The organism is uncultured Caldilinea sp. (genome assembly GCF_937128415.1).
Classification (GTDB): Bacteria; Chloroflexota; Anaerolineae; order Caldilineales; family Caldilineaceae; genus Caldilinea.
In genome coordinates this window covers 117,009-142,671 of the sequence record NZ_CAKZMJ010000027.1, presented here as the reverse complement: position 1 = coordinate 142,671, position 25,663 = coordinate 117,009, and the positions used below count along the sequence as shown (strand labels likewise).

Below are 25,663 nucleotides of genomic sequence, written 5' to 3'. Positions count from 1 at the left end.
AGATTGTCGCCTCTTTGATCTCAGACTACGAGCCCTGCGCAGCCAGCGCGGCGTCGATGGCTGCTTTGACGCTAGGATAGCTCGAGTTCTCCAGAAGCTGGCCGTTGACGATGACGGAGGGGGTGAAGCGCAGTCCCAGTTGACTCGCACGCGCCAGCGAAGCGTTGATCGTCGACTGATGGCGCTGCGCAGTCATGCAGGCCTGAAATTCCTGTTCGTTCAAGCCGACGGTGCGAGCAAATTCGGTGAGCTTTTCAAAAGTCGCACCGCGCTGCTGCTCCGCAGAGATCACCTGGAAGGCTTTGTCGTGATAGGGCCAGAAGAGATTCTGGTCCGCTGCGCACTCGGCGGCGAGCGCGGTCAGGAAAGAGCCAGGTGCATGCTGTTGCAGCGGGAAATGGTTGAACTCCAGGCGCACCTTGCCGCTTTTCACGTACTCTTCGACGAGCTGCGGCTTGACGGTGCGGCTGAAGGTCTGACAGGCGGGGCAGAGAAAATCTTCCCAAAGCTGAATCACGACCGGCGCATCCGGGCTGCCCAGGCTGGTGCGGTTGATCCATTCCGCAGGCACGTCCGGCTGCGAAACCGGCGCCGAAATTGTGCGACGCTCGTTAAAAACGATTAAACCAACGACAACAGCGACAATAGCAAAGCTGGCGCCAATAAGCCAAAGCCCGATATTGGAGCTGCCTGCGCGTCTGGCGCTTTTTTTCTTGATCGTTGTGGCCATCGTAATCCTCTTCCCTTCGGTTCCTTGTCACCCAGATATTGAACGATCATGCAAACAGATATTTTGACGTCGATTCATTGTTCATTGCACACTCCGCTGCTTTCAGTGAGCAACAGCCCAGTATACACCGGGCGCAGCGCTTCGACAAGAATTTGGAAACCTCTTTACCAGTAGCTTGCGCCAAAGACGCGACGGAGGATGTTGGCGCGCTCCTGGGACGTCGTCCAGTGCGGCTGGCCGTAGTCATACAGCATCGTGGTCAGAATTTGGGTGCTGAGGTGGCGGCCATGGTAGAAGGTGTGCTTGACCACCATCCCTTCCCGCGTCGCCTGCGACCACATCTGATCGAAGTAGAGGTTGCCCAACCCATAGAGAACCAGCTTGCTGTCGGTGAATTCCATCGCCTGCGGCACATGGCTCTGCACGCCGGTCACGATGTCGGCGCCGGCGCGCACCAGAGCGTTGAAGTCGAGCCGTTGATCGACGAGCGGCTGCACATCGTAGCTCTCTTGATATTGCAGCTCCACCAACACAATGTCTGCAAGGTTTTTCTCCTTGATCGAGCGAATCGTCGCCGAAAGAATGTTCAGGTCGAAAGGCGCTGCGCCCGGCAGCGCGTCGGTCGCCCACGCCATGGGCGGGCCGTAGCTGTTGGCGCCCAGAAAGGCGAGCCGGTTGCCGTTGTGTTCGATGTAGAGCGGTTTGAGCGCTTCGGCCAGGTTTCTCCCTCCGCCATAGTAAGGTAAGCCCCACGCCTCGTACATTTCCAGCGACGCAATAGCATTTTGACGACCGAAGTCATTCTGATGGTTCCCGGTCATGCCCACGATGTCGACGCCTGACGCAAAAAGCGTTTCGACATACTCCGGTTTGCTGCAAAAGTTGAAATTGTTGGGATCGGTGTTCGGTTCGCATCCCTCCACAAAAGGCACCTCGTTGCTGATGTGGGTGATGTCGGCGCTGGCCAGCTCCGGCCCGACCACCTCTGCAGGCCACGCCGGGCCGAAGCGCTCCATCTGCGCTGCCGTCAGGCGGCACATGGCGGTGACGCCGGTCATGGTCAACACGGTGAGCCGGTCGGGATCGCGGTTGCCGGGCGGCAGCGCGTTCAGCACCTCTGCGATGCGCTCCGCCTCTTTTTCATTGCTCGGATACGCCTGGGCGTAGAGATGGGCGACGAGCGGATATTGAGCCGGGTCGAAGTGGGCGCTGTTTTCCACCGGATTTTGGCCGTCGATGGCGAGCACAACCAGCCTTGGCTCCAGCTGCTCGAAAGGGAGAATCACCAGCGTGGCGCGATCTTGCCACGCCGCATCCACCAACGCCGCTGCGTCGGAAATGCCGACGACCTTCGGCCCCGGCGCGCCGAGCGCCTGCGTCAGCAGCGGCAGGGTTTCTGTGAGCACTACGATCCTCGTCAATTGCGGCGCAAGGCTCAGGCTGCTGGCGTCCGCAATTTCGAGCGGCTCGCCCCTCCACAGCGCCTGCACTTCGCGCCAGGCGATCAGAGGATGGATCGTGTCAAAGCGGGTGGCGGCGGCGAAGGTGAGCGTGTAGGCGCGCTGTGCATTCGGCCCCGGTTCGGCGCTGAGACGCAGCGCGGCGTCTTCGGGCGCAGTTGCGAAGTGTACGCCGTCCACAGAAAGGCTCTCAACGGCGTCGCGCAGCGCAGGAGCGGCGTCCGCATCCAACCAGATGGAAATAGGCGGCGTCTGAGGCGCCGTAGTAGGCGTGGTCTGCGCCTCGGTTGGCGTCCTTTCCGCGTTGGGCGTTGAGGCGTTTGCGACTCCACCGGGTGGACGGGACGCAACCGCAGTCAGGACAGGCGTTTCCGGCGGCCGCGCAGTGGAGGATTGCGCTCGCCATGGAGAAAGCCCCTGGAAAATCAGAACCCCTCCGAAGGTGATCAAGCCAAGGGCGATGAACAGGACAACTTTATGGAGATTTCGATCAGGCATCATGTCGATTCCAGGGCGAATGGGTGGAGGCGCCTCCTCGACGCATCGTCATTCCATGACGATGCACACTTTGCCGCTGAGGCCGGCGTCGGCGACGCGATACGCCTCCTCCGCCTGGTCGAGGGTGAAGCGATGTGAGACGATCACCTCCGGCTTCAGCTTCCACTCCACCAGCTTTTCGACCAGGTCCTCCATATGTCCCAGGCTGGTGACCCAGGAGCCGTAGATCGTGATCTGGTTGTGGATGATGGTCTGGCTGACGTCGAAATCAACGCGGTTGCCTTCGCCGACCATAGCGCAGCGTCCCCAGCGCCGCGTGCCTTGCAATGCAAGCAGCCTGCCCTGAGGCGAGCCGGAGCAATCGATCGAGACTTCGCAGCCCAGCCCGTCGGTCAACGCCTTGATCTGCGCCAGCGCATCCGTTGCGTCGGCGCGCACGGCATGGTCGATGGCGCCGACCTTCAGGCTGAAGTCCAGGCGCGAAGGCGCGACGTCGGCGCCGATCACCTGAGTGGCGCCCATCTTCTTGGCGACCAGTCCGGCGGCCATACCCACCGGCCCCATGCCGGTGATGAGCACGCGATCCTCGCCGGAGACGGCGACGCGGTTCAGCGCTTCATAGACTGTGCCAAAGCCGCAGGCCACCAGCGCGCCATCCACATAGCTCAGCGCATCGGGAAGGGCGATGCAGGTGTTCTCCTCCGCCAGCAAATAGTCGGCGTGGCCGCCGTTGCGCTGCCAGCCGTAGGCGGCGCGATGGGGCGAGGTGCAGGAGATCATGTAGCCCTTGCGGCAGTCGTTGCACACGCCGCAGCCGCTGATGTGGTAGAGAATGACGCGGTCGCCTTCTTTGAACCGTTTGCATCCCGGCCCGACTTTGACGATCTGCCCGCAGGGTTCGTGGCCGGCGATCACGTTCTGATACGCCTCCGGTCCGTGACCTAGATGCTCCCGATAGATGGCGCGAATGTCGCTGCCGCAGATGGACGAGGCTTTCATCTTGACCAACACTTGACCGTAACCAGGCTCCGGCACGTCGAACTCTTGGATCTCCACCTTTCGACCGCCGGGAAGTAAAACGCCGCGCATTTTCATACAGGTCGCTTCCTTTCTTGTGAATGGTCTTTTCTGTGAATGGTCTTTGAATGGACGTCCTTCTTGGCGAGCTAAAGCCGTCTTTGTTTTACAATGCGCAAGTCGTATCTCAACGGCAGTTATTGTACAATCATGTCGTCTTCTTCCATAGAACCCGTCCGCCTTGGCGATGGAATCGGGTTTCTTCCTGACCGACTTTCGATAAAGACCGCTTCCACGAAATCGGCCTGACGATTTTCTGAATCTCGACAGAAATTGTATACTGTATAAGTTAGCACGATTGCGGAGCGACCGTTGCCGACGTCAGCATGCAACCATGGATGCGACCCTATCTGCGCTGACAGTGAAAACCGTTTGTGAAAGGGATCAAGCGTTTTATGTCTGCAAATCCGGTTCAGGGCGCGAAACCGATCGACGCATGGGAAGCCAATGATGAGATCGACCTGCGCAAATACATCGATGTTCTGATCAAGCGCTGGCGCGAGATCGTTTTCTTCACGCTTCTGGTGATTGCGGCGAGCGTGTTAGGCGTGCTTGCTTACCGCCTGTTGCAGGCTCCCGTGTATGAGGCGCGCGCCAGCGTCGCGATTGTGCGCACCCAGACGGAGGTCAATTTCGACGAGCGTTTCACCACTTCGTCTGGGGCGCCGGGCGCCGGCGACGTCAACTCTCGCCGCAGCGCGTTGCTGGGGCTGGTCTACAGCGGCTCGATCGCCGAGCGCGTGGTCGCCGATCTGCGCGACCAATTGAACGAGCGCCAGCGTGATCCGGCCTATCTGCTGCGCCAGATCAACGCCGAACTCTCCACGCCCAATAACCGGACCGGCCAAAGCGATCTGATTCTGATCTCCGCCCGCGCCGAGTCCCCGCTTGTGGCCGCAGCGATCGCCAACGCCTGGGCGCAGCATTACGTGCAGGAGGTCAATCGCATCTATGGACAGGTGCCGGATGAGATCATCGCCTCTGTGCAGAAGGAGCTAAACCAGGCCCAGGAGAACTATGCGCAGGCGCAGCGCGCTTTAGAGCAATTCCTAGCCGAGTCTCCGCTCAATGCGTTGCGTCGCGAAATGGAGGAGACGCAGCAGGCGATCGCAACCTTGCAAAACGTCAACGCCACCGCCCTTTCCAGCTACGCCGATGAAATTCTCAGCTCCTATCGCCGCATTATCACCGCTTATCTGGACGCGCAGACGGAAGCCCAGCTTTTGGGCTTTCAGCGCGAACAGGAGGGGAGACGTCAGCTCCTGGACGCCTACATGCTCGCCTATAACAGCGCCCTGGTCGATGCGTTCGACACGCAGCGCCAACGGGACGCTCGGTTGCTGCGGCTTTACCATGATCAGTGGCTGCAAATGACGGCTGCGCTCTCGACGGCGCGGCTGTTGCAGGCAGGATTGCAGGCAGGTGGAGAAGGGGCTGTGACCAGCACGGCGGCTGCGCTGCAGTTGCTCAAGACGCAGCTCGCCTCTTCCACAATCAGCGACATCCCGTCCCTGCAACTGAACAACCCCGATCTGGCCGTGAAATCGACGACGCCGTTCGTTGAGCGCGTCCCGTTGACTACCTCCGTCGGCGCCCTGGTCGTGCAAGGCGTCCAGACGCTCCAACCTGGCGCAGCGCCGGAGACGACCTCGCGGCAACCGACCCTGCAGTTTGCGTTGACGTCGCCCTCTGAAATCACGTTGGCTGCCCTCACCGCCGATTTGAACGGGACGATTGCAGCGCTGGAGCAACAGCTTGCGCAACTGGAGGCGGACATCGACGCGCTCACCCAGGCGCTGGCAAGCGGCGAACGTTTCAACGGACTGGAAGTGCAGATGCCTGAGGAGAGCGAGCTGGTGAACGCCATTCGCGCCCGCTATCCGACCTTGTTCGAGCGCGGGCCGTTTTCAGAGCTCGGCGAAACGGCGAGCCGCGACGCCAGGCTGGCGAGCGAGGGGCGCGCCCAGGCGGAGGAGCTGCTGAAGCTCGCCGGCGCAGAGACGGCGGCGCTCACCGTTCAGGCCGACGCACCCATGCAGGAAAGCATTGCGCTGCTGGAGAGTCGGCTCCAGAAGCTGCAGGCGCAGGTGGAGGCGGAGCAGGCGGCCTATCGCCGGTTTACGCAGCAGCGCGATCTGGCCTGGGACGCGTTGAAAGCCTTGAGCACCAAACAGGCGGAGCTACGCCTGGAGCGCGCCGCCGCCAACACCGAGGTGCGCATGGGCACGCCGGCGATTGCGCCGGATGAGCCGGTTCAAATCGCCAGCGCTCCGATCAGCATCGCCCTGGCCGCCGTGGTCGGCTTCATGCTGGCGATCTTCCTGGCCTTTCTGTTGGAGCACCTGGGGAGGCCGCCTCTGTTTGTACGGACTTCTCAGGCGGTGTAAACGTTCCGCCTTCCTGACCGATGAGCGATGTAGCTCTGCCCGGCTTCCTGGAAACCCTGCGGCTCTCCTTGCGCCTTGATCCATCTATCTACGGTTTGCTTCGCGATAAGACGCAGGGAGTCTACTACGCTGCTTTGATTGTTTTGTTGGCCGGGCTATCTGAATCGCTTGGTCAAAGCGTGGTGCTGCTCTTGAACCGGGTGCGGCCGCGCCGCTTTGTCCTGGCGCTGTCCATCACCACGGTCAGCAACGTCTTCGGCTATCTTCTGTGGTCTTTGACGATCTGGTCTGTGGGCATCTTGCTTACGCAAAAAGAGCAGGATTTCCGCGAGGTCGCCGTAGTTGTAGGATTGGCCTACGCCCCCCAAATCTTCGCCTTTTTTGAGCTGACGCCTTATCTGGGCAACCTGATCTGGGGTGTGCTCTCGCTCTGGAGCATGTTGGCCATCGTCGTGGCGCTCCACTATGGGTTGGGTCTGGAGCCATGGCAGGCGTTGTTAGTCTCCGCCCTGGGCTGGGTTGTCATGCAGGCGCTGCGCCGCACTGTAGGATGGCCGATTTTGCGGCTGCTCAGCTGGCTGCAGCACCGCGCGGCGGGCGTGCCCTTGACGGCGCGGCTGGAGGATGTGGCGCGCCTTCGCCGCCACACCCTGCGCAACTGGTATGAGCAATTGGAGGCGCGACGCCGCAGCGTGCGTCTTCCGCCGGTGCGAAAGAAACGTCGCGGGATGGACGGTCAGACGAACCATGTTCACCGATTGGAGTGATCTGCTGCTGCTGCCGTTGACGGCGCTGATCATCTTCCTGTTTTGGGCGTCCTTGACGCCTTTCGAGACGCTCGGCTGGTGGGCGGGATGGTTTGGCAACGCCATCTATCACGACGTCTCCGTCTCCGAGGCGGAGGCGACTTCGTCATCGAGCGAGCCTCGACGCCAGCCCGCTACGGCGTATGTCCTGTTCCTGTCCGGCATCGGTCGCGTCTCCGGGCAAACGCTGAGTTACCGCGAGCAGGAATTTCTCAACCGGCTGCGCAATCGTCTCCCTGGCGCAGTCGTGATCGACAACATTTTTCCCTACTCCGTCAACAACCTTGCGCTCACCGGACAGCCGATCTTCGCCGGCTTGTGGAAATGGGCGCTCGATCGCAAGTTGGACGGGCCGGCGCTGGCAGGCTATCTGATCAACATCCGCAATCTGTTGCAGGTCGCCATCGCCGCCGACAAGCGCTACGCGCCGATCTACAACCAGGCCATGGCGGAGGTCATGCTCGACACTGTGATGCGCTATCACTTTGACCCCAAAAGTTCGGTGCCGATCTTTCTGATCGGCTACAGCGGCGCCGGACAAATCGCGATCGGCGCGGTCACCTATCTGCGCGAGTGGACCAAAGCGCCCATCTACGTCATTTCGCTGGGCGGCATCTTCAGCAGCGATCCCGGCATTTTGGCGGCAAGCCACGTCTTCCATCTGTGGGGCACGCGCGATCAGGCGCAGATCTGGCGATTTCTGATGCCTGGGCGCTGGTCCTGGATGGCGGCCTCGGAATGGAACCGGGCGCTGCGTCAAGGCCGCGCCACGATCATCCGCATGGAGGGAATGGGCCACACCGGTCGCGGCGGCTATCTCGACCATCGACCGCCGGCGGAGGGAGGGCCGGCCAACGTCGACCGCACCGTGGAGTTGGTCGCCACCATCATCGCCCATGCTGACCAGCCTGAGCGCATCCCGCGCACGGCGTAGGAGGAGGGTTTGTTTTCATTTTTTGCCCCCTACAATTTGACACGCCACCCCTTCTTTCCTATACTTTAAGTGTTGGCAGCGATCCTCGGTAGCTCAATCGGCAGAGCATCCGGCTGTTAACCGGACGGTTGTTGGTTCGAGTCCAACCCGGGGAGCCAGAAGAAAGAAACCCTTGCGTTCAACCCGCAAGGGTTTTTTGTTTGGTGATGGCCGGAGACGTCAGGCTTAGCTAACTCAGCACCTAACCGATGAGAATCCCGCCAGACCGACGATTCATTTTTTGCTGTTCTCTGCGCCTTTCTGTCTTCGCTTCTTCGTGTCTTTGTGCCTTTGTGTTAATTATTTTTCAGGTTTCCAAGAACGCGATTCCAGAGCCGCTCTCGCCTTTGCGGAGGTTCGTTTCAAGTTCCCGGTGCATCGTCCTTCATCCTGGACGATCCTCCTTCATCCTTTGACATAAGAGAGTTTTTCGCAGATCAGGCCTCCTCTCACTTGATAGAGATCGACCCCGCGCACATGCCCCGCCTGTCCTGCATCGTCCACCCAGTCGTAACGCCAGCGCATGACGCAACGCGTGCCGGCCCCGAAGATTTCTTCGATCTCGATATGGGCATGCGGCGACTGTTGGAAGAACGTTTGCCAGAAGTGCGTCACCGCTGCTTTGCCTGCATAGACGGCGCCATCGGGAGGCGGGGAGGTGTTTTCGAAGACGCAATCCTCGCTCATTAGCTCCATCATGCCGCCCACGTCATGGCGATTGAAGGCCTCGTTGAACGCCAGCACGGCCCGCACCGCCTCTTCCACCTTCGACATGCGTACAGGGCTCATCGATTTTCCTCCTACGTCGCTTGCAAGGCTTCGCGCGCCAGCCAGGCGCACCCCAGGAGGGCGGCGTCCGTGTCCAGTTGATTTTGCACGATGCGCACGCGTTCACCCACCGAGCGGAAGCTATAGCGCGGGACCGCGCGTCGCGCCGGCTCCAGCAGCAGGTCGCCGCAGTGCGCCACCGAGCCGCCGATCACATAACATTCGATGTCCAGGATCATGGCCAGGGTGGCGATGGCGACGCCAAGCGCCTCGCCCGCCTCGGTGAGAACGCGCAACGCCAGCGCGTCGCCCTGCTGCGCCAGCGCCGCCACCTGCTGGCCGTCCAGCGCAGTCGAGGTCTCCAATGTGGGCGTTTCTCCCCGTTGCGCGGCTGCATAGCGACGCGCCAGCCAGGGGCCACTCATGAAGGTTTCAACGCAGCCGCGCGAGCCACAGGAACAGAGGGCGCCGGCGCGATCCAGCGTCGTGTGGCCGAACTCGCCTGCGGAGTTGTGCAGCCCGCGATAGACCTGCCCATCGGCGATGATGGCTGCGCCGACGCCCGTGCCGACGATAATGTACACCATGCTGCGCTCGCCGCGCCCGGCGCCGTAGTGAAACTCGCCCAGGCCGGCCGCCTTGGCGTCATGGTCGAGGCGCACGGGCGCATTCAAGCGTTCGCTCAGCAGCGCGGCCAGCGGCGCTTGGTGCAGGCCGGGAATGTTCGGGGGATCGAGCAAGACGCCGGCGGCATGATCGACCGGCCCCGGCGTACAGACGCCCACTGCAGCCACACGCTCTCCCCTGGGAAGCTGCTGTTGCATCTCCTCGATGCTCGCCGCAATCCGTTCCACCACGGAATGTGGCCCTAGACGGTCTTCGGTTGGGAAGCGTCTTCGCGCAATAATTCGATGATCCGGCGTCACCAGTCCAATTTCCGTCTTGGTGCCGCCCAAATCGACGCCTGCTACGAACATTTCTGCATCCTGATTCGTTGTTTTTGGGTTGCCGATGGATTGTAACACCGTTTGCTTCAATCGTCTGGGTGCGCTTCAAGGAGTCGAGCGCCCATCGCCGCCAGCGCCATGTCTTCTTCTTCCGGCAGGCCGCTGACCCCCACGCCGCCGACGACTTGCCCCCGATAACGGAGGGGGACGCCGCCGCCCCATGCTGTATAGCGCAGGTCGCCGAAGTTGGTCATCGGCCAGCCGTGGCTGCGCGCGGAGTCGCCGATGGCGCGGGTCGGCTGCTGCTCGCGTGCGGCGGTGAAGGCTTTGTTGATGGCGATCTGAATTGACGGCAGCTTGCAGCCATCGGTGCGCAGAAAGGCGATCAACTCGCCATGCGCGTCGGCGACCGCAACCGCCGCGCCTTTGCCCTGCTTCTCCAGCTCGCTGCGAATCGCCTCGAGGATGCGCAGCGCGTCCTGATGCGACAATGTAAGCTGTTCGTGCATAGCTTCACTCCTATCCCTTAAAAAACCATGAAACGGTGTGCCAGAACCTGCGGCTGCGAGCCGCAGCTACGGTGAATCCAAAAGACCTGCCGTTGCGAGCCGCGGCTATGGCGCTCTTTCCCCCTCTCCCAGCATTGGGAGAGGGGGCCAGGGGGTGAGGGCCCGCAGCTACGGTGAAATCGGTGTATTCTCGTTAAGCGCAGCTCGTCGCTGCACCTCCGTGAACGCACCAAGACCCTAATTTATTTCGAAATCTTCTCCGCCACGCGCAACGCCTGCGCCGCAATGGTCAGCGCCGGATTCATCGCCGCAGATGAAGGGAAAAACGACGAATCGACCACCCACAAATTTTCGACGTCGTGGGCGCGACAGTAGGGATCGAGCACCGAAGTGGCCGGGTCTGTCCCAAAGCGAAGCGTGCCGCACTGATGAGAGTTCGTCTCGATGCCCATCGGTTTGATAAAGATGAAGCGATAGCCGGCCGCGCGCATCATCTCCTTTGCCGCCTCGACGAGTTTGCGATGCGCCGTCAAGTTGTTGGGCTTCCAGTGGATCACCACCCGCCCATCGCTGCGCAGCTCGACGCGGTTGTCGGGGTCGGGCAGGTCTTCGGACATCACCCACCAGTCGACGCTGCGGTCGGCCATCCCTTGCAAAATGGGCTTGGGCACGAGCGGTTGCGCAGCGGTCAACATGCCGGCCTGAAGCTTTCCCAGCAACTGAATGTTGCCCATCGGATAGGGAAAGTTCGGCCCTCTGAAGTAGAAGTCGTTGACGGCCATCGTCTTCTGAAAGATCGTCGGGTTGCGCCGCAGGGGATCGACCGCCATCAGGGCCGTGTTGTTGTGCACCATATAGTTGCGCCCCACCAGGCCGGACGAGTTCGCCAGGCCGTTGGGGTGTTTGTCGTTGGCGGAGCGCAGCAACAGCAGCGCTGAGTTGACCGCGCCGCAAGAGACGACAAATCGATCGGCGTGCACGGTCTCCTTTTGTCCGTTGCGATCCACTTCAACCGCTACAACGCGGCGACCCGTTGCATCCGTCAGCAGCCGTCTTGCCAGCGTGCGCGTCCATAGGGTGATGTTCGGGCTGTCCAGAGCCGGTCGCACGCAGCAGACGTCGCTTTCTCCCTTCGCCAACACCTGACAGGGAAAGCCGTCGCAGGTTTTGCAGCGGATGCACCGCCCGCCGGCGCGCAGATCGATGGCCATCGGCAGATGAAACGGATGAAGCCCCTGACGGCGCAGCCGCTCGCACAGCTCGTCGATGTACGGCTCGTGAGGTACAGGTGGATAGGGGAATGGCCCGGAACGCGGCGGCTCGGTTGGGTCTTCGCCGGGCGCGCCATGCACCAGATAAATTGCTTCGGCGCGGGCGTAGTACGGCTCCAGATCTTCGTAGGGGATCGGCCAGGCCGGCGAGGTTCCGCCCTCGTGCTCGATGGCTCCGAAGTCCTCCTTGCGAAAGCGGGGCAACGCAGCGCCGTAGACCTTGGTGTTGCCGCCGACGAAGTAATGCACGCCGGGATGAAAGGGTTTGCCGTCCGCGCCGTACCAGGTTTCATCCGGCTTATAGCGCCGGCGGTCGAAGACCTCCGCGGGCTGCCAATTCTGCGGCTCCTGCGGCAAAAAGTCGCCCCGCTCGATGAGCAGGATGCGGAGTCCGCTGTTGCGCAACGCATAGGCCAGCGTTCCGCCGCCCGCGCCCGTGCCGATGATCATGAGATCGAAGTGCTCCGTCATAGCGCCTGCTTTATCCTTTCACCGATCCGGCCAGGATGCCGCGGATGAAGAAGCGGCCCAGCAAAATGTAAATGATAGCCGTCGGCAGCGCCGCCACGACTGCGCCCGCCATCACGACATTCCATTCCACAGAAAAGGTGCCCGACAGGTTGTTCAGCGCAATCGTCACCGGCTGCCTGGCCGGGTTGGGGACGACGGTGACGCCGAAGAGGAAGTCGTTCCAGATATTGGTGAACTGGAAAATGCCGACGACGACAAAGGCCGGGATCGACAACGGCAGCATGACGCGAATGAAGGTCGTGATCACGCCGGCGCCATCGACGCGGGCGGCGTCCAGCAGCTCGGTCGGCACGTTGGCGAAATAGTTGCGAAAGATCAGCGTTGTGATCGGGATGCCGTAGATGACGTGCACCAGCACCAGCCCCGGAATCGTGCCGTACAGGCCGATGACTTGAAGCGTGCGCACCAACGGCAACAGGATGCTCTGATAGGGAATGAAAAAGCCAAAGAGCATCAACGTGAAGATGATGTCCGAGCCTCGGAAGCGCCACTTTGCAAAGAGATAGCCGTTGATGGCGCCGATCAGCGACGAAAGGACGGTGGCCGGAATCACCATGCTGAGGCTGTTCATCAAGTTCGGGCTGAGACGCTCCCACGCGCCGACAAAGCCATTGGCGCCGGAAAGCTGAGCGGGCGGCAGCCACATGCGCTGCAAGCTGACGCTCTGCGCATCTTTCAAGCCGTTGGCGATCATAACGTACACCGGCATCAGAAAAACGATCGCCATGCAAAAGAGGACGAACCAGACGGCGTATGCACCCCAGCGCGGCCTGCGCCGCTTTCGAGCCAAAGCAGCGGTCGTCATGACTCCTCCTTCAACGTGCTGGCTAGATATGGAACAATCACAAGGGCCACCAGCACAAGCATGATGATGGCCGCAGCGGAGCCGAGGTTGTAGCGCGTGGCCTTGAACATCTGCTCAAACACGAAAATGGCGGGCACGTCGGTGGCGAAGCCAGGGCCGACGCCGGCCATGGTGTAGACCAGGTCAAAGATTTTGAGCGATACATGCAGCAGGATGACGACGACGCTGATGGTCACCGGGCGCAGCATCGGGATGATCACCCGATGGTAAATCTGAAACTCGCTGGCGCCGTCGATGCGGGCCGCCTCGCGCACCTCTTCAGAGATCGTCGCCATGCCGCCGAGGTATAGCGCCATCACAAAACCCGAAAGCTGCCATGTCGCTGCGATCGCCACAGGAATCATCGCCAGGGGAATGCCCCATCGCACCTGCCAGCTCTCGGCGCCGGGAAGCACGGTGGCGAGAATGCCGTTCACCTGCGCCACTACGGTTGGATCGGTGATCCAGCCCGGCCTCAATGGCCCCGCACCTATCTGTGCGAGAAGATAGTTCACTCCCAACAGCTCAAACAGAAGATTCAAACCGGTCTCCGGGTTAAAAATCCACCGCCACACCACGCCGGTCACCACGAAGGAGAGGGCGTAGGGGAAGAGAAAGATGTTGCGAAAAATGTGATGACCGGCCAGGTGACGATCCAACATCACGGCCAGCGTCAAACCCAGCGTCACGGCGAAAGCAATAAAGAACACGGTGAAGACGAACGTATTGCGCAGGTCCGCCTGCCAGCGCGCCATGGCAAACAGCTCTCCGTAGGTGGCGAAGAGCGGCTCGCGCAGCGAGAGGTCCACCTTCAGGGTGCGCCAGTTGGAGAGGGAAACCCAGAACGTGAAGCTGATGAAGACATAGACGAAGACCGCCAGCGCCACGATCGAGGGCAGCAACAACAGCACAGTCTGCATCGTTTCCGACAGGCGCCAACGCCGCGTCTCGACCGGCGTCGTGCGCACGGCGGGAGTGGAATCGGTGGAGGCAGTGGTCATGGAGACGCCTTTCTGAACGATCCCTGTTTTCCGGTCTCCAGTCGTTGATTCGGAAGACTGGAGACCGGAAAATTCAGAACTTCCTACCGCCCGAATCCCGAACTCTGTGCAGCGGCGACCAGCGCGTTGGCGAAAGCGTCGACATTTTTGTCGACGACGAAGACGGTCACGGCGTCATTGAGCGCCTGTTGGAAGTCGGCCGGCGCCGCAGAGCCGTGCACGACCGTCGGCACGAGTGCATCCTTCGCAAAGGAGTCCATCGACCAGTTGTGATAGGGGCCAAATTTGGCGCGGTCACAGTCGGTGCGCGCACAGATCGAACCTTTGAGCGGATTGAACGCTTCTTGCGCCTCTTTGCCGCCAATCACGCGCAGCCAGTTGATGGTGTTCTCTCGATTCGGCGCGCCGTTGCCGAGCACGAAACCATCCGCCACGATCATGAAAGACCCATCGGTGCCGGGGTGGCTGACCCAGCCGAAGTCTTCGTTGTCAACCTTGCCGGCGTTGACGAACTCGCCGTAGGCCCAGTCGCCCATCGAGTTGAAGGCGCAGCCTCCATCCATCAGCTTCTTGACCGCCTGATCCCAGGAGAGCGCGGCGTGGTCGTCGTTTTGGTAATCGAGCATACGGCCGTACACTTCCATGGCCTGTTTCACGTCCGGCTCATCGAAGCGCACCGAGCCATCCCACAGGCCGTTGTAGCGCTCCGGCCCGATGACGCCCAGCAAGGTGTTCTCGAAGAGCTGCGCCGAAGCCCAGATGCCGGAGTCGCCGACGCAGAGCGGCGTCACTCCCGCCGCCTTGAGCTGCTCGGCGATCGCAAAGAACTCATCCACGCTCAGCGTTGCGCCGATCTCAATGCCGTTCTCTGCGAGCAACTTCTTGTTGTACCAAAAACCGTTGCCCCGGTGGACGCCCACCGTCACCTGGTAGAGTTCGCCGTCTTTGGTCATCATGGCGCGCAACGCCTCGGGCACGACGGCCTCCCACCCTTCCTCTTGATACAGGCTGGTCACCGGCTCGACGTAGCCGGGCTCCACATACTGGCCGAGCAGCTCATAGCCCGGATGCACCTGCCAGGTGTCGGGCACATCGCCGCCCGCCAGCCGCGTTTGTAGCACGGGCCGCGCCGCCGAGCCGCCGCCGCCCGCCACCGTTGCATTGATGATCTCTACGTTTGGATACCGTGCACTGTACACGTCGAAGAGCGCCTGCAGAGCCGCCGCCTCGCCGCCGGAAGTCCACCAGGAGAAAACTTCCAGCTTGCCGCCGCCGGCCTGCGCCTGCTCCCCGGATGGAGCCGCCTGTTCGCCGGCAGGCGCCGCCTGGGGCGCCACACATGCGGTCATGACCAGCGCAAGCAAGAGAATAAGCGTCCCTGTGGACAGGGTTCTTTTGCCGAACATGTTCTTTCTCCTTATACTGAAAAGGTCTGAAGCATCGATGGAACGGTTGATGTTCTGGGAAGCTTTGGGTGTGATTTACATCAGGCTCACCTCCTTTCGGAGCTCGACCGTTTCTGAACCCGAATCGATGCCGATGACGTAGGAAGGAGGCGGCGCATTCGACCCCTGCCAAGGATGGATGGCGCCGCCCCTTTTTCACAACGGGTGAGAATCCAGAGACTGTACGTTGCCCCCCGTTGCTGTAAAACTACATGCGTCTCAACGTTGCGCACCGCCGACCCAGGGCCGGCGTCTATGCAAGCACCTCGCCGATCTCCACCCACCGCCCCTCTTGCGAAGAGCGCTCGGCAGCCTCCATCACCGCCTGGATGTGCAGGCCGTCGGCGAGCGTCGGCTGGGTGGGGCGGCCTTCGGCGATTGCCTTCAAGAATTGCCATTGACATTCGGCGTGCGTGCGCACGAAATCGGGCGTCATGGACCAATCCGGCGCTTTCTGGCCCGCGTAGCGATTGACGGCCTCCACTTTGCGGAAGCCGCGCAGGCCGCCGGTGGGCTTGTCGCTATCGCGCACGTCGTAGACTTCCAGCCACGCCGGGTCGAGGCCGTTGAAGCGCAGCGCACCCTTCTCGCCGAAAATCTCAAAGCCGATGTCGTTGGTCAGGCCCGTGCCCATGCGCGAAGCCTCCACCGTCCCCAACACGCCCTCTTTGGTGCGCAGCGTGAGCAGAGCGATGTCGTCCACGTCGACCGCCACGCGCTCCGTTGAGCCAGGCGCTGCGGGGCGCTCCGGGATCAACGTGTCGAGCGTCGCTTGCACGGAGGCGAATTCCCCGACCAGGGAATAGAGCAAGTCGAGAATGTGCGAACCGATGTCGAAGAGCGCGCCGCCGCCGGCGATCGCCTTCTGCTGGCGCCAGGAGATGGGCTTGTTGGGATCGATGTAGCTCGATCGGTAGTAGCGCCCGCGAAAGGAGAAGATGCGCCCTAAAAAGCCCTCTTCCATCAGTTGTCTGGCGCGCAACACGGCGGGGTAAAAGCGAAAATTGAAGGTCATCTGCGTCTTGACGCCGGCGCGCTCGACCGCCGCCGCCATGCGCTTCCCCTCGGCGACGTTCATCGCCAGGGGCTTCTCACAATAAATGTGCTTGCCGGCGGCGGCGGCGGCTTCGACGATTTCGGCGTGCATATGGTTCGGCACGCAAATGTCCACCGCCTCAATCTCGGGCCGCGCCAGCAGCTCGCGATAGTCCGCCGTCCAGAAGTCGCAGCCTAACTCGGCTGCGGCGGCCTGCGCCGTCTCCGCCCGCGTCGTCGCCACGCCGACGATGCGAATGGCGTCCGCCGGCAGGCCATAGTGAAATGTCAGCGAACGGTACGCCATGCCGTGCACGCGACCGATGCCGCCGTAGCCGATCATGCCGATGGTGGGAAAGGTCATGGGTGCACCCTATTTTTTCAGTCTCCCGTCGTTCGTCCGATACTGCTCGCTGGCTGCGTCCATCACGGCGCGCAGCTTCTGCACAGCCGCAGCGATTTCGCCGGTGCCGGGGCGGAGTTTGCCGTTTGGCCCCTTGAGCAGCGGGGACGAGAACTCGCCCACGGTCATGCCGGCGGCGATGAATTCGGCCACGTTGCCTGCGTTGAGGCCGCCGTCCTCCATCAGCTCAATCTGCCCTTCCATGCCCGCCTCGGCGATCATGTCGTGAAGCTTGCGGATCGTGCGCACCATGATGGGGTCCATCGTATGGGGGCTTTGGCCCGGCTTGGGCTTGACCCAGAAAGGCGCCCGGCTTTCATATTCGATGATGTCCACGTAGGGATGGATAAACTGCTCGAAGGCCATGGTGGGCACGCCCTGCCACGCCCAGACGCCGACCTTCAGCTCCAGCTTTTCCTTGATGTAGGTGATCTGCTGAAAGATCATCTCTTCCGTGGTCTCGATGGGGAGGCTGATCAGGTTGACGCCCAGGTCCTTGAGTTGATCGAAGACGTCGAAGGTGGGGCGGTACATCTGAAGCTGCGCCTCGATCTCCAGGCTGGTGCTGGCGCGCACCGCCTCGATGATGTCGAAGCCCCCGCGCGGCATGCCGAAGTCCATGTATTTGCCGTCGCGCACTTCGATGTGCAGCCAGTCGACGCCCGCCTCCTCCAGGTCCTTCACCTGCGCGCCGAGCACGGCGTAGTCGGCCCAAAACAGGCCGGCGGCAATTTTGCAGCGTTGTGTGACTTTTCCGATTGTGTCTGCCATGAGATTTTACGCTCCTTAAACTGGTTTTAGGTTTGTTTAGATTTTAAGGTCGAAAACTATAGACCGGATCGACAAGGGCCATCCCCTTCTTCTAGCTCCCCATCTCAATCAACACCTTCATCGCCTGCTGCGTGCGCATCAGCTCGACTCCGCGCATCAGCTCCGTCAGCGGCAGGCGATGCGTCACCAGGATCGACGGCTGAATGCGTCGGCTCTCCAGCAGTTGAATGGTCTGGGCGAAGGGATGCAGGCCGACGAACGCACCGTGCACCGTCAGGTCGTAGCGCGTGATGGTGTACTGGTTCACCGTCGGGTTGTCGTGTGGGCGTAGGCCGAAGAGGATGATCTGCCCCCCGCGACGCGCCAGCCGAATCGCCTGGTCGATCTGGTTGCCCACGGCGTCCACGACGATGTCTGCGCCCAGGCCGGTCAATCGTTTGACTTCGGCCGGTGCATCGACCTGTGCAACGTTGAGGGCGGCGTCCATGCCGATCTCCTGCGCAAAGTCCAGGCGGTAGGGCGCTACGTCGAGCAGGATCACCTTGCCGGCGCCCATGGTGCGATAAAGCAGCGCGAAGAGCAAGCCCATCGGGCCGGCGCCGATGATCGCCACGTTGTCGCCGGGCTGAAACGGCGCGCGCTTCACCGAGCCGACGACGCAGGAGAGCGGCTCGAAAAAGGCTGCGTCATCGCGCGGGACGGACGGATCGATCTTCCAGAGCGCGCGCGCCGGCGCACGCAGCGTGGGCGCAAAAGCGCCGTCGAGGGTGGTGCCGATGGTCTGATAGTTGGTGCACTGGTTGTCCAGGCCGCGTCGACAGTAGTCGCATTTGCCGCAGGTCAGGCGGTTGGCGATGACGACGCGATCGCCGGGTTGCACGTGCCTCACCGCCGGGCCGATCGCCTCGACCACGCCGACGCCTTCATGGCCGATGACGATGCCAGGCGTCGCCTTGTGCGCCGGCGGCGTAGCCAGAATGTTGAGGTCGGTGCCGCAGATGCCGCAGGCTTCAATGCGCACGATCACGTCATCGTCGGCGGCAAGCTGCGGCGTTCGGCGTTCGACGTACTCGATCACGCCGTCGCCGCGAAAGATCGGAACGGTTTCAAATTGCGCCATCGTTGGTCCTTAGGTGCGATGATGGGTTTGGAACAGAGAGAGCCTCTCTCGTCTGGGCTGCGCTCTCAAGGACGGCTTTGGCCGTGTCCAGGTCGGTGCAAAAGACGTCGATGACGCCGGTGCGCAGCGCGCCCAGGATCGCTTTGGTCTTCGCCTCGCCGATCGCGATCGCCATGACGGTGGGAATTGCGCGCAGGTCGTCGAGCCGCAGGCCGATCACCCGCTCATTGAAACCGCCTGTGTACGGCAGCCCGTCGACGGTGAAAATCTGACCCGACATATCGCCGACCCCGCCAGCGGCGCGGATTTGCGCCAGCTCGTTCGCCGAAAGATAGCCGCCCTTGGTGAATTCCGAGGTTGCAGGGTCGAGGTTGCCGACGCCGAGCAACGCCACGTCGGCGCGACGCGCCATCGCCAGCACGCGCTGAATGTCGCGCTGGCCGCGCAGCATCTCCGCCGCTTCGACGCCATCCACCACCATCGGCGCAGCGAGATAGTGCGCTTTGCCGCCCAGCTTGGCCGCCAGCTCGCGCGCCAGCGAGGCGCTGTCCAGCTCCGGCGTGGCCAACGCCAGGCTGCCCACGGCCTGAACGACGTCGACGTGTCCCTGAAAGCCCGGCCGCACAGCGTGGATCACTTCATAGGTCGAGCGTCCCAAGCAGACGGTCATCACCATGCCGTCGTGCAGAATCTGCTCCAGGTAGCGGGCGCCCAACTGCCCGACGCGCGCCAGCGCGTGCGAGCGATCCGGGCTGCTGGGGCGAAGCACAAGCGCCTCGCGCAGGTGAAAAACGTTGCACAACTGCGCCTCGACCTCCGGTGCGCGCTGCACCGGCCAGTTGATGGTGAACTGAATCACCTGCTCTTCGCGCGCCTGTTTGAGCAGGCGATACACCTTGATGCGCGAGACGCCGAGCTGCGCAGCGATGGCGTCCTGCGTCATTTCTTCCAGGTAGTACATCGAGGCGACCTGCGCCAGCAGGTCATGTTCGGTGTAATCGAGCACAGGCGTCTCACAATAAATGTGCAAATGTTCATTTCGAGTGCGATTGCACAGAGCATAACACATGGATAGGCGTTTGTCAAGGAGTTGCGTTGAACTCAGGCGATCGATAGGGAAAGCCCTCACCCCCTGCCCCCTCTCCCAATGCTGGGAGAGGGGGAGAAAGCCCTCACCCCCTGCCCCCTCTCCCAATGCTGGGAGAGGGGGAGGAGGGAGCGTCCGCAGGTGCTTTGGATTCATCGTAGCTGCGGCTCGCAGCCGCAGGCCCTTGGCAGGCCCAAAAGCCGTGGGGAAAGCCCTCACCCCCTGGCCCCCTCTCCCAATGCTGGGAGAGGGAGAGAAAGCCCTCACCCCCTGGCCCCCTCTCCCAAGCTGGGAGAGGGGGAGAAAGCCCTCACCCCCTGGCCCCCTCTCCCAATGCTGGGAGAGGGAGAGAAAGCCCTTACCTCCTGGCCCCCCTCTCCCAAGCCGGGAGAGGGGGAGGAGGGAGCGTCCGCAGGTGCTTTGGATTCATCGTCGCTGCGGCTCGCAGCCGCAGGCCCTTGGTGAACCCTGGAGCCGTGGGAAAAGCAACGAAGCGCAGTTGCGAACCGCGCCTGGAGGGCGTCAGAATCACCAGCGAATTTTGACGCAAAGCGATGAAGCGCATCGGCCGCAGCACCGCTGCGCCGATGCCTTCATTCTACAAATCTGTGATCTTTCAGTGGCCTATGCGAGGTAATCGCGCAGTTTGCGGCTGCGCAGGGGATGACGCAACTTGCGCAGCGCCTTGGCCTCGATCTGGCGCACGCGCTCGCGGGTGACGTTGAACTCCTTGCCGACATCCTCGAGCGTGCGCGTGACGCCGTCTTCCAGGCCAAAGCGCATGATCAGCACCTTGCGCTCGCGTTCGCTCAGATTGTCGAGGATCTCTTCCATCTGTTCTTTCAGCAAGCGCCGGCTGGCCGAGTCGGCGGGGCCGGGCAGGCTGTCGTCCTCGATGAAGTCGCCCAGGTAGCTGTTTTCCTCGGAGCCGACGGGCGTCTCCAGGCTGAGCGGCTCCTGGCTGAGCCGCTGGATGCGACGCACTTTGGCGGCGGCGCGCTCCACCTGGCGCTGCAGGTCCGGGTCAAGGCGTTTGCCCTTAGCGACCGCCTCCTTGTAGCGCTTGACGTCCTCGGGAGAGAGGAAATCCATCTCGATGGCGATTTCTTCGTAGGTTGGCTCGCGGCCAAGCTCCTGTTGTAGACGGCGCTGCACGCGCACCTGTCGATTGATGGTCTCCACCATGTGCACGGGAATGCGAATCGTGCGCGCCTGGTCGGCGATGGCGCGGCTGATGGCCTGGCGTATCCACCAGGTGGCGTAGGTGCTGAACTTGAAGCCCAGCGTATGGTCGAACTTATCGACTGCGCGCAGAAGGCCAAGGTTGCCTTCCTGGATCAGGTCCAGAAAATTCAAGCCGCGGCCGATGTAGCGCTTGGCGACGCTGACCACGAGGCGTAAGTTGCTTTGCGCGAGGCGGCTGTGGGCCACGCGTCCCTGGTGCACGAGCATTTCCAGTTCGTCTTTCTGGTCGAGCTCCTCGTCGGTTAGTTCATCCTCGCTGCGGTCGCCGAACAGCTCCTGAAGTTTTTTCTCCGCCTCCACGCCCAGTCGAATCTTTTCCGCCAGCTCCATCTCCTCTTCCGCCGTCAGCAGCGGGTGACGTCCGATGTCGCGCAGATACATGCGCACAGGGTCCAGGCTCTGGCCGATCTCTTCTTGCAAGTCGGCGATCAGCGCTTCGATCGGCTTATACTTTTCCTGCTCGATCTCTTCTTCGAGCTTCAGGTCGCGTTCGATGCGCGGAATCGGCGCGCTGTCATCCTCCTCTGGCTCGGCGCCTTCTGGCTCTTCAAAGAGATCTTCCTCCTGAGCTTCGCTTTCGCCCAGATGGATATATTCGTCCAGCTCGCTTTCGCCGCTGTCTCCGCGACGAGGCAACGGCTCAATCGCCTCGAGCTCTTCTTCTGGATCGTGATGTTCTGGAGAGGGAGAGATTGGCTTCGCCATCGATGGTGTTCTGTCCTTATGCTAAACGGTTACGAGTTTGACGCCTTCTCGTTGGCCTGTTTTGCGGAATAACTCCTGAGGAATGCGCACGCTTTGGCGCTGGAGATGAGCCAGTTCGCGCAAATAGCCGTTCATCACGCTTTCAAAACTGCGCACTCCTTCCAGATCGCCGCTCTGCTGCAATTCGTCTTGTAGATACTTGATCCGCTTCGCCTCGGCGCGCAATCGATCGATCCGCATGCGCAAAAGTCCTTTGACGACGTCTTCGCGCACCACGTTGGGGTCGCGCGCAGGCAACATTGCCGCATAAGCCAGTAGCTTTGCAAAACGGCCGTGCAGCTGCGGATCTAGCATATCTTGAAAAAGCTCGATGTCCCAAGGTTCATCGCTGTTCAAGAATCGTTTCAGCGCCCGGAAAATTTCCTGATTTTCGACGCGCTGCCAATCCTGCGGTTGCAACGGCGCCAACTGATATTGTTCGGTCACCTGCGCCAGCCAGAGGACCAGATCGACGTCGGCGAGCAGATTCGCCAGCACGTGATCTTCGGTGTCGTAGGGGCCGGGTTTTTCTGCGCGGCGCTCGGATGGCGATGGCGCCGGCGATGGTTGCGTCGGATTGGCGTTCTGCGCTGCAGGGGGGCGTGGATTGCCGGCCAGCGCTCGCATGGTGCGCGCCGAGGCCTGCACGCGGCTGGCGATGATCGACTCGTCGATCTGCACCATGCGACTGAGGCGCTGGATGTAATGCTGTTGCTCGATCTCGTCATGCAACTCTGCAATCAGCGGCGTCAGCTCGGCGACCGCCTGTCCCTTGCCCAGGGCCGTGCTGAGGTCGGTCTGGCGGGCGACGACGTCGAAATAGAAGTCCACCAGCGGTTTGGCCTCGGCGACGATCTGCTCCCACAGTCGCGCATCCTGGCGGATGACCTCGTCCGGGTCGCGGCCTTCCGGCAACGTGGTGATGAACAGATTGGCGCCCAGTCGCTCTTGAAGCTGGACTTTGCCGCCTGGGGTGACGACGGGTTTGTGCACGCGCGCCAGGGACTGCCGCGCCTGGTTGAGTCCACGCACGGTGGCCTGTTGACCGGCGGCGTCGGCGTCGAGCGCCAGGACAAAGTTGCTGGTGTAGCGCTGAAGTTGTTGCAATTGCTCGCTCGTCAGCGCCGTTCCCATGCACGCCACGACATTCGTATAGCCATGCTGATGGGCGGCGATGACATCCATATATCCTTCGACGATAATCACCCGGTTTTGTTCACGAATGGCGCGGTGCGCGCGATCCAGGCCGTAGACGACATGGCTCTTGTGAAAAATCGGCGTTTCCGAGGTGTTCAGATATTTGGGCGCATTTTCCTCGAACGCCCGCCCACCAAAACCGATCACCCGCCCCTGACGATCGCAGATAGGAAACATCACCCGATCGCGAAAGGCGTCGTAGGTGCTCTGGCGCTCCTCGTTTCGTTTGATCAACCCGGCCTCCAACAGCAGGTCGAGGGAAAAACCGCGTTCGAGCAGATGGTCGCGCAACCCACTCCAGGCGGGTAGGGCGTAGCCCAGGCGAAAAGCTTGAGCGGTTGTTTCGTCGACGCCGCGGCTTTTCAGATACCTTCGCGCCTTTTCGGCCATTGGGTGATGTGCAAGCGCGTGCTGGAAAAAGGCGGCGGCGAGCTCGTTGACCTCATAGAGGAGGGTGCGCTGTTCGTTGCGCGCGTCGCCTCCCGCCACCTTCAGATCGACGCCGACCTGAGCGGCGAGCAGCTCCAACGCCTCGCGAAAGGTGAGGTTTTCCTTGCGCATGACGAACGAGAATGCGTCGCCGCCTGCGCCGCAGGCGCCAAAACAATGCCACGTGCCTGTATGGGGAAAAACGACAAAGCTCGGCGTGCGTTCGCTGTGAAACGGGCAAAGACCTTTGTAAACGCTGCCCGCCCGTTTGAGCGACGTGTAGCGGGAGATCAGCTCGACAAGGTCCACCCGCTGCTTCACCTCATCCGCGACGTTGCTGTCCGTGACGTTGCTCGCCATACCATTTCCCTCTCCCACCGCCACGGCGTCTTACTGGGGCGTCTTCCTGGCATCAAAATTCAAGCCGAACACAGCGATTATACTGGCTGTATGAGCAGGTGTCAAAGCGGTTCGTAGGGGGCGGATATGCTTCGACGTGAGGTGGCGCTGAACGCTTTGACGCATGGTTCAAGTCGCTGCGGCCCTCCTCTGTCACTCGATGGACGGCTGGAAGCTTGCTAAAGACGACCGGGCAAGCCGTGCCGATCGGCGATCGCCGGGTAGACGCGCTCTGCGGCGAGGAACACTTCGATCAGCGGCATGGCTTTGAGTAGATTGCCGCGCGTTTGAATGCGGCCATCAAAAAACGCCTGGCGAGTGCTCTCCGTTCCCATCCAAAGGGCATGGAGCAGGTCTGCGCTCAGCGTGATTTCGAGATTGGCGCGCCCTGGACGAGGCCCAAAGAAGGCCTCTAACGGCGGCTGACGGCCATCCAACAAAATCTCGGCGTCCGGATCGGCGACGTTCATTCGCACAACGAGGTTGCTGTGCATAAAGGCGTCGACATATTCAGGATGCTGCGCCACCTCGTCGAAGACTTCTCTCATGACAGCGTAAAATTGCTCGGCGGATTGGTAGACAGGCATAGAAGGGAATCGTTGTCTGGACGCAGGTTGCCTGAGAAACGAAGCGGATCGCGTTTTGTTAGCCCTGAGTCGTCACGCTCATCTGCTGGTCGGGTTGGCGCATCTGCGCGTAAACGGGGCGTCCGATCACGCTTTCATACCATTCGATGTAACGTTGCACCGTGTTGCTGAGGTGATGGGGGCGCGACTTGGCGAGGCTCGCCTCTCCCATCTCCGCCCAGCGCTCGCGCTTGCTCAAGAAGAGCTGCACCGCTCCGGCAATGCTGGCGGGATTGAACGGGGAGAACAAATAGCCGTTGACGCCATGCTCCACCAGCTCCGGCAAAGCGCGTGCGTTGGCGGCCAACACCGGTTTTGCGCATGACATCGCCTCCAACGTGGCGATGCTCTGCAGCTCCTGGGCGCTCGGCATGATGAACGCGTCACAGCTGTTGATGAGCAGCGGCAAATCTTCAGAAGGGACAAAGCCAGGGAAAACCACCACGTGATTCAGGTTGCGGCTGTTCGTGTGTTCGAGCAGGATGTCCCGATAAAGCCCCTTGCCCGCAATGACAAACTGAATCGGCTCATGCTTCAGGATTTCGGCGGCGTCCACCAGGTCGTCAAGCCCTTTCTCCCGATCGACCCGCCCCACATACAGAAAGAGCGTGCGGTCGAGCGCCAGACCATAGCGACGCCGCATGATGGCCGGGTCCAGATCGGGGCGCGGATAAAATTCGTTCTGGTTCACGCCGCATGAGATGGCTTTGACAGGAATGCGAATGTCCTGCTTGCGCAAAATGGCGACCGCCGTCTCCGTCGGCGTCGTGGCCGCATCGAGTTGGTTAAACACCTCCAGCATGTTGCGCCACATCGCCTTGTGGACGACGCCCTGCACGCTGCGCGGAATGTAGAGGTTGTTGGACCAGTTGTTGGGGAGAAAATGATTGGTGCCGACCACAGGCAGGTTGCGACGCCGCGCCAGACGCAGCGCCGTGCGGCTCAGAAACAGGTGATCCTGGATGTGCACAATATCCGGTCGAAATTCATCCAGCACCGACTCCACCAGGCTGTCGCTGAAGGCGGTGATGTTCAGGTTGTATCCGATATGCAACGCAGGCGCCTTCTGGACGATGACGCCGTTGACGATGCAACGGCTGGCCACGCCCTTTTCCGACGGCGCCAGGACCATGACCTCTTGCCCGACCGCCGCCAGCCCCTCGGCCAGCCGGATCGTGAAAACAGCCTGGCCATTGTCCTTGCGATAGTAGGATTGCCCAACAAGCAATATGCGCATAGTCGCCGTTTTATCTCCGGTCATGGAGGGTGCCTCCTCAAGTGCAACCTCGCAACGAATTGAGTCGCCAGGCGCCAACCCTATCCCAGCATCATTCCTTACTGTTCATTTATAACATGTTCA

At 61.5% G+C, this 25,663-nt stretch carries 21 protein-coding genes and 1 tRNA gene; 4 read left to right on the top strand and 18 right to left on the bottom strand.

Going from position 1 to position 25,663, the window contains the following annotated elements; all coding sequences use genetic code 11:
• Window positions 1-25: 25 nt before the first annotated feature.
• The 3 genes from Q0367_RS04550 to Q0367_RS04540 all read right to left on the bottom strand — a co-directional run bounded on the left by Q0367_RS04550 (window position 26) and on the right by Q0367_RS04540 (window position 3,777).
• On the bottom strand, window positions 26-730 hold the full coding sequence (locus Q0367_RS04550) for a thioredoxin domain-containing protein (RefSeq protein ID WP_297632278.1): 705 nt from the start codon (window positions 728-730) through the stop codon (window positions 26-28).
• A 164-nt stretch (window positions 731-894) separates the two neighbouring features.
• A complete protein-coding gene (locus Q0367_RS04545; RefSeq protein WP_298981104.1) occupies window positions 895-2,691 on the bottom strand; it encodes a CapA family protein in 1,797 nt (598 codons plus the stop codon).
• Between the two features lie 45 nt (window positions 2,692-2,736).
• Entirely contained in the window at window positions 2,737-3,777 is a 1,041-nt protein-coding gene (locus Q0367_RS04540; RefSeq protein WP_363325833.1) for a zinc-binding dehydrogenase, read from the bottom strand.
• 383 nt (window positions 3,778-4,160) lie between these two features.
• Between Q0367_RS04540 and Q0367_RS04535 the strand changes: the two genes are divergently transcribed.
• The 4 genes from Q0367_RS04535 (at window position 4,161) to Q0367_RS04520 (ending at window position 8,050) form a co-directional block, all read left to right on the top strand.
• On the top strand, window positions 4,161-6,152 hold the full coding sequence (locus Q0367_RS04535; protein WP_297632269.1) for a Wzz/FepE/Etk N-terminal domain-containing protein: 1,992 nt from the start codon (window positions 4,161-4,163) through the stop codon (window positions 6,150-6,152).
• Between the two features lie 20 nt (window positions 6,153-6,172).
• Window positions 6,173-6,919: a hypothetical protein gene (locus Q0367_RS04530; RefSeq protein WP_297632266.1), complete on the top strand. Its 747-nt coding sequence runs from the start codon at window positions 6,173-6,175 to the stop codon at window positions 6,917-6,919.
• Window positions 6,900-7,892: a hypothetical protein gene (locus Q0367_RS04525; RefSeq protein WP_297632263.1), complete on the top strand. Its 993-nt coding sequence runs from the start codon at window positions 6,900-6,902 to the stop codon at window positions 7,890-7,892. The genes Q0367_RS04530 and Q0367_RS04525 overlap by 20 nt, the downstream gene beginning before the upstream one ends.
• An 82-nt stretch (window positions 7,893-7,974) precedes the next feature.
• Window positions 7,975-8,050, top strand: a tRNA-Asn gene (locus Q0367_RS04520).
• Between the two features lie 286 nt (window positions 8,051-8,336).
• Here Q0367_RS04520 and Q0367_RS04515 read toward each other — a convergent pair.
• From Q0367_RS04515 to Q0367_RS04445, 15 genes are all read right to left on the bottom strand, one after another.
• The gene (locus tag Q0367_RS04515; RefSeq protein ID WP_298981103.1) at window positions 8,337-8,720 is read right to left on the bottom strand and encodes a nuclear transport factor 2 family protein; all 384 of its coding nucleotides are present in this window, start codon (window positions 8,718-8,720) and stop codon (window positions 8,337-8,339) included.
• Between the two features lie 11 nt (window positions 8,721-8,731).
• A complete protein-coding gene (locus Q0367_RS04510; protein ID WP_298981102.1) occupies window positions 8,732-9,676 on the bottom strand; it encodes an ROK family protein in 945 nt (314 codons plus the stop codon).
• A gap of 56 nt (window positions 9,677-9,732) precedes the next feature.
• Complete coding sequence (locus Q0367_RS04505) at window positions 9,733-10,155, bottom strand: heme-binding protein (RefSeq protein WP_298981101.1); 423 nt, start codon at window positions 10,153-10,155, stop codon at window positions 9,733-9,735.
• Window positions 10,156-10,397: 242 nt separating this feature from the next.
• The gene (locus Q0367_RS04500; RefSeq protein WP_298981100.1) at window positions 10,398-11,897 is read right to left on the bottom strand and encodes a GMC family oxidoreductase; all 1,500 of its coding nucleotides are present in this window, start codon (window positions 11,895-11,897) and stop codon (window positions 10,398-10,400) included.
• Between the two features lie 10 nt (window positions 11,898-11,907).
• Window positions 11,908-12,684 carry a carbohydrate ABC transporter permease gene (locus Q0367_RS04495; RefSeq protein ID WP_363325832.1) on the bottom strand — a complete coding sequence of 259 codons (777 nt, stop codon included), beginning with the start codon at window positions 12,682-12,684 and terminating at the stop codon, window positions 11,908-11,910.
• A 74-nt stretch (window positions 12,685-12,758) separates the two neighbouring features.
• Window positions 12,759-13,802 carry a carbohydrate ABC transporter permease gene (locus Q0367_RS04490; RefSeq protein WP_298981099.1) on the bottom strand — a complete coding sequence of 348 codons (1,044 nt, stop codon included), beginning with the start codon at window positions 13,800-13,802 and terminating at the stop codon, window positions 12,759-12,761.
• 83 nt (window positions 13,803-13,885) lie between these two features.
• On the bottom strand, window positions 13,886-15,208 hold the full coding sequence (locus Q0367_RS04485; RefSeq protein ID WP_297632242.1) for an ABC transporter substrate-binding protein: 1,323 nt from the start codon (window positions 15,206-15,208) through the stop codon (window positions 13,886-13,888).
• A gap of 292 nt (window positions 15,209-15,500) precedes the next feature.
• A complete protein-coding gene (locus Q0367_RS04480) occupies window positions 15,501-16,646 on the bottom strand; it encodes a Gfo/Idh/MocA family protein (protein WP_298981098.1) in 1,146 nt (381 codons plus the stop codon).
• A 9-nt stretch (window positions 16,647-16,655) separates the two neighbouring features.
• Entirely contained in the window at window positions 16,656-17,456 is an 801-nt protein-coding gene (locus tag Q0367_RS04475; RefSeq protein WP_298981097.1) for a ribulose-phosphate 3-epimerase, read from the bottom strand.
• 91 nt (window positions 17,457-17,547) lie between these two features.
• Window positions 17,548-18,576 carry a zinc-binding dehydrogenase gene (locus Q0367_RS04470; RefSeq protein ID WP_297632235.1) on the bottom strand — a complete coding sequence of 343 codons (1,029 nt, stop codon included), beginning with the start codon at window positions 18,574-18,576 and terminating at the stop codon, window positions 17,548-17,550.
• Window positions 18,563-19,606 (bottom strand): sugar-binding transcriptional regulator, encoded by a 1,044-nt coding sequence (locus tag Q0367_RS04465; protein ID WP_298981096.1) that lies wholly within the window; start codon window positions 19,604-19,606, stop codon window positions 18,563-18,565. The genes Q0367_RS04470 and Q0367_RS04465 overlap by 14 nt, the downstream gene beginning before the upstream one ends.
• Window positions 19,607-20,287: 681 nt before the next feature.
• On the bottom strand, window positions 20,288-21,613 hold the full coding sequence (rpoD, locus tag Q0367_RS04460; protein ID WP_297632229.1) for an RNA polymerase sigma factor RpoD: 1,326 nt from the start codon (window positions 21,611-21,613) through the stop codon (window positions 20,288-20,290).
• 21 nt (window positions 21,614-21,634) lie between these two features.
• Window positions 21,635-23,638, bottom strand: coding sequence for a DNA primase (dnaG, locus tag Q0367_RS04455; RefSeq protein WP_297632226.1), 2,004 nt, complete (start codon window positions 23,636-23,638; stop codon window positions 21,635-21,637).
• A 218-nt stretch (window positions 23,639-23,856) separates the two neighbouring features.
• Entirely contained in the window at window positions 23,857-24,264 is a 408-nt protein-coding gene (locus tag Q0367_RS04450) for an SCP2 sterol-binding domain-containing protein (protein WP_297632223.1), read from the bottom strand.
• A gap of 58 nt (window positions 24,265-24,322) precedes the next feature.
• Window positions 24,323-25,564: a glycosyltransferase gene (locus tag Q0367_RS04445; protein ID WP_297632220.1), complete on the bottom strand. Its 1,242-nt coding sequence runs from the start codon at window positions 25,562-25,564 to the stop codon at window positions 24,323-24,325.
• Window positions 25,565-25,663 lie beyond the last annotated feature (99 nt).

Bases quoted from the DNA above. Each gene is read 5' to 3' on its own strand.
- Q0367_RS04550 (WP_297632278.1), bottom strand. From the start codon at position 730: ATGGCCACAACGATCAAGAAAAAAAGCGCCAGACGCGCAGGCAGCTCC.
- Q0367_RS04545 (WP_298981104.1), bottom strand. From the start codon at position 2,691: ATGATGCCTGATCGAAATCTCCATAAAGTTGTCCTGTTCATCGCCCTT.
- Q0367_RS04540 (WP_363325833.1), bottom strand. From the start codon at position 3,777: ATGCGCGGCGTTTTACTTCCCGGCGGTCGAAAGGTGGAGATCCAAGAG.
- Q0367_RS04535 (WP_297632269.1), top strand. From the start codon at position 4,161: ATGTCTGCAAATCCGGTTCAGGGCGCGAAACCGATCGACGCATGGGAA.
- Q0367_RS04530 (WP_297632266.1), top strand. From the start codon at position 6,173: ATGAGCGATGTAGCTCTGCCCGGCTTCCTGGAAACCCTGCGGCTCTCC.
- Q0367_RS04525 (WP_297632263.1), top strand. From the start codon at position 6,900: ATGTTCACCGATTGGAGTGATCTGCTGCTGCTGCCGTTGACGGCGCTG.
- Q0367_RS04515 (WP_298981103.1), bottom strand. From the start codon at position 8,720: ATGAGCCCTGTACGCATGTCGAAGGTGGAAGAGGCGGTGCGGGCCGTG.
- Q0367_RS04510 (WP_298981102.1), bottom strand. From the start codon at position 9,676: ATGTTCGTAGCAGGCGTCGATTTGGGCGGCACCAAGACGGAAATTGGA.
- Q0367_RS04505 (WP_298981101.1), bottom strand. From the start codon at position 10,155: ATGCACGAACAGCTTACATTGTCGCATCAGGACGCGCTGCGCATCCTC.
- Q0367_RS04500 (WP_298981100.1), bottom strand. From the start codon at position 11,897: ATGACGGAGCACTTCGATCTCATGATCATCGGCACGGGCGCGGGCGGC.
- Q0367_RS04495 (WP_363325832.1), bottom strand. From the start codon at position 12,684: ATGGCGATCGTTTTTCTGATGCCGGTGTACGTTATGATCGCCAACGGC.
- Q0367_RS04490 (WP_298981099.1), bottom strand. From the start codon at position 13,802: ATGACCACTGCCTCCACCGATTCCACTCCCGCCGTGCGCACGACGCCG.
- Q0367_RS04485 (WP_297632242.1), bottom strand. From the start codon at position 15,208: ATGTTCGGCAAAAGAACCCTGTCCACAGGGACGCTTATTCTCTTGCTT.
- Q0367_RS04480 (WP_298981098.1), bottom strand. From the start codon at position 16,646: ATGACCTTTCCCACCATCGGCATGATCGGCTACGGCGGCATCGGTCGC.
- Q0367_RS04475 (WP_298981097.1), bottom strand. From the start codon at position 17,456: ATGGCAGACACAATCGGAAAAGTCACACAACGCTGCAAAATTGCCGCC.
- Q0367_RS04470 (WP_297632235.1), bottom strand. From the start codon at position 18,576: ATGGCGCAATTTGAAACCGTTCCGATCTTTCGCGGCGACGGCGTGATC.
- rpoD (WP_297632229.1), bottom strand. From the start codon at position 21,613: ATGGCGAAGCCAATCTCTCCCTCTCCAGAACATCACGATCCAGAAGAA.
- dnaG (WP_297632226.1), bottom strand. From the start codon at position 23,638: ATGGCGAGCAACGTCACGGACAGCAACGTCGCGGATGAGGTGAAGCAG.
- Q0367_RS04450 (WP_297632223.1), bottom strand. From the start codon at position 24,264: ATGCCTGTCTACCAATCCGCCGAGCAATTTTACGCTGTCATGAGAGAA.
- Q0367_RS04445 (WP_297632220.1), bottom strand. From the start codon at position 25,564: ATGACCGGAGATAAAACGGCGACTATGCGCATATTGCTTGTTGGGCAA.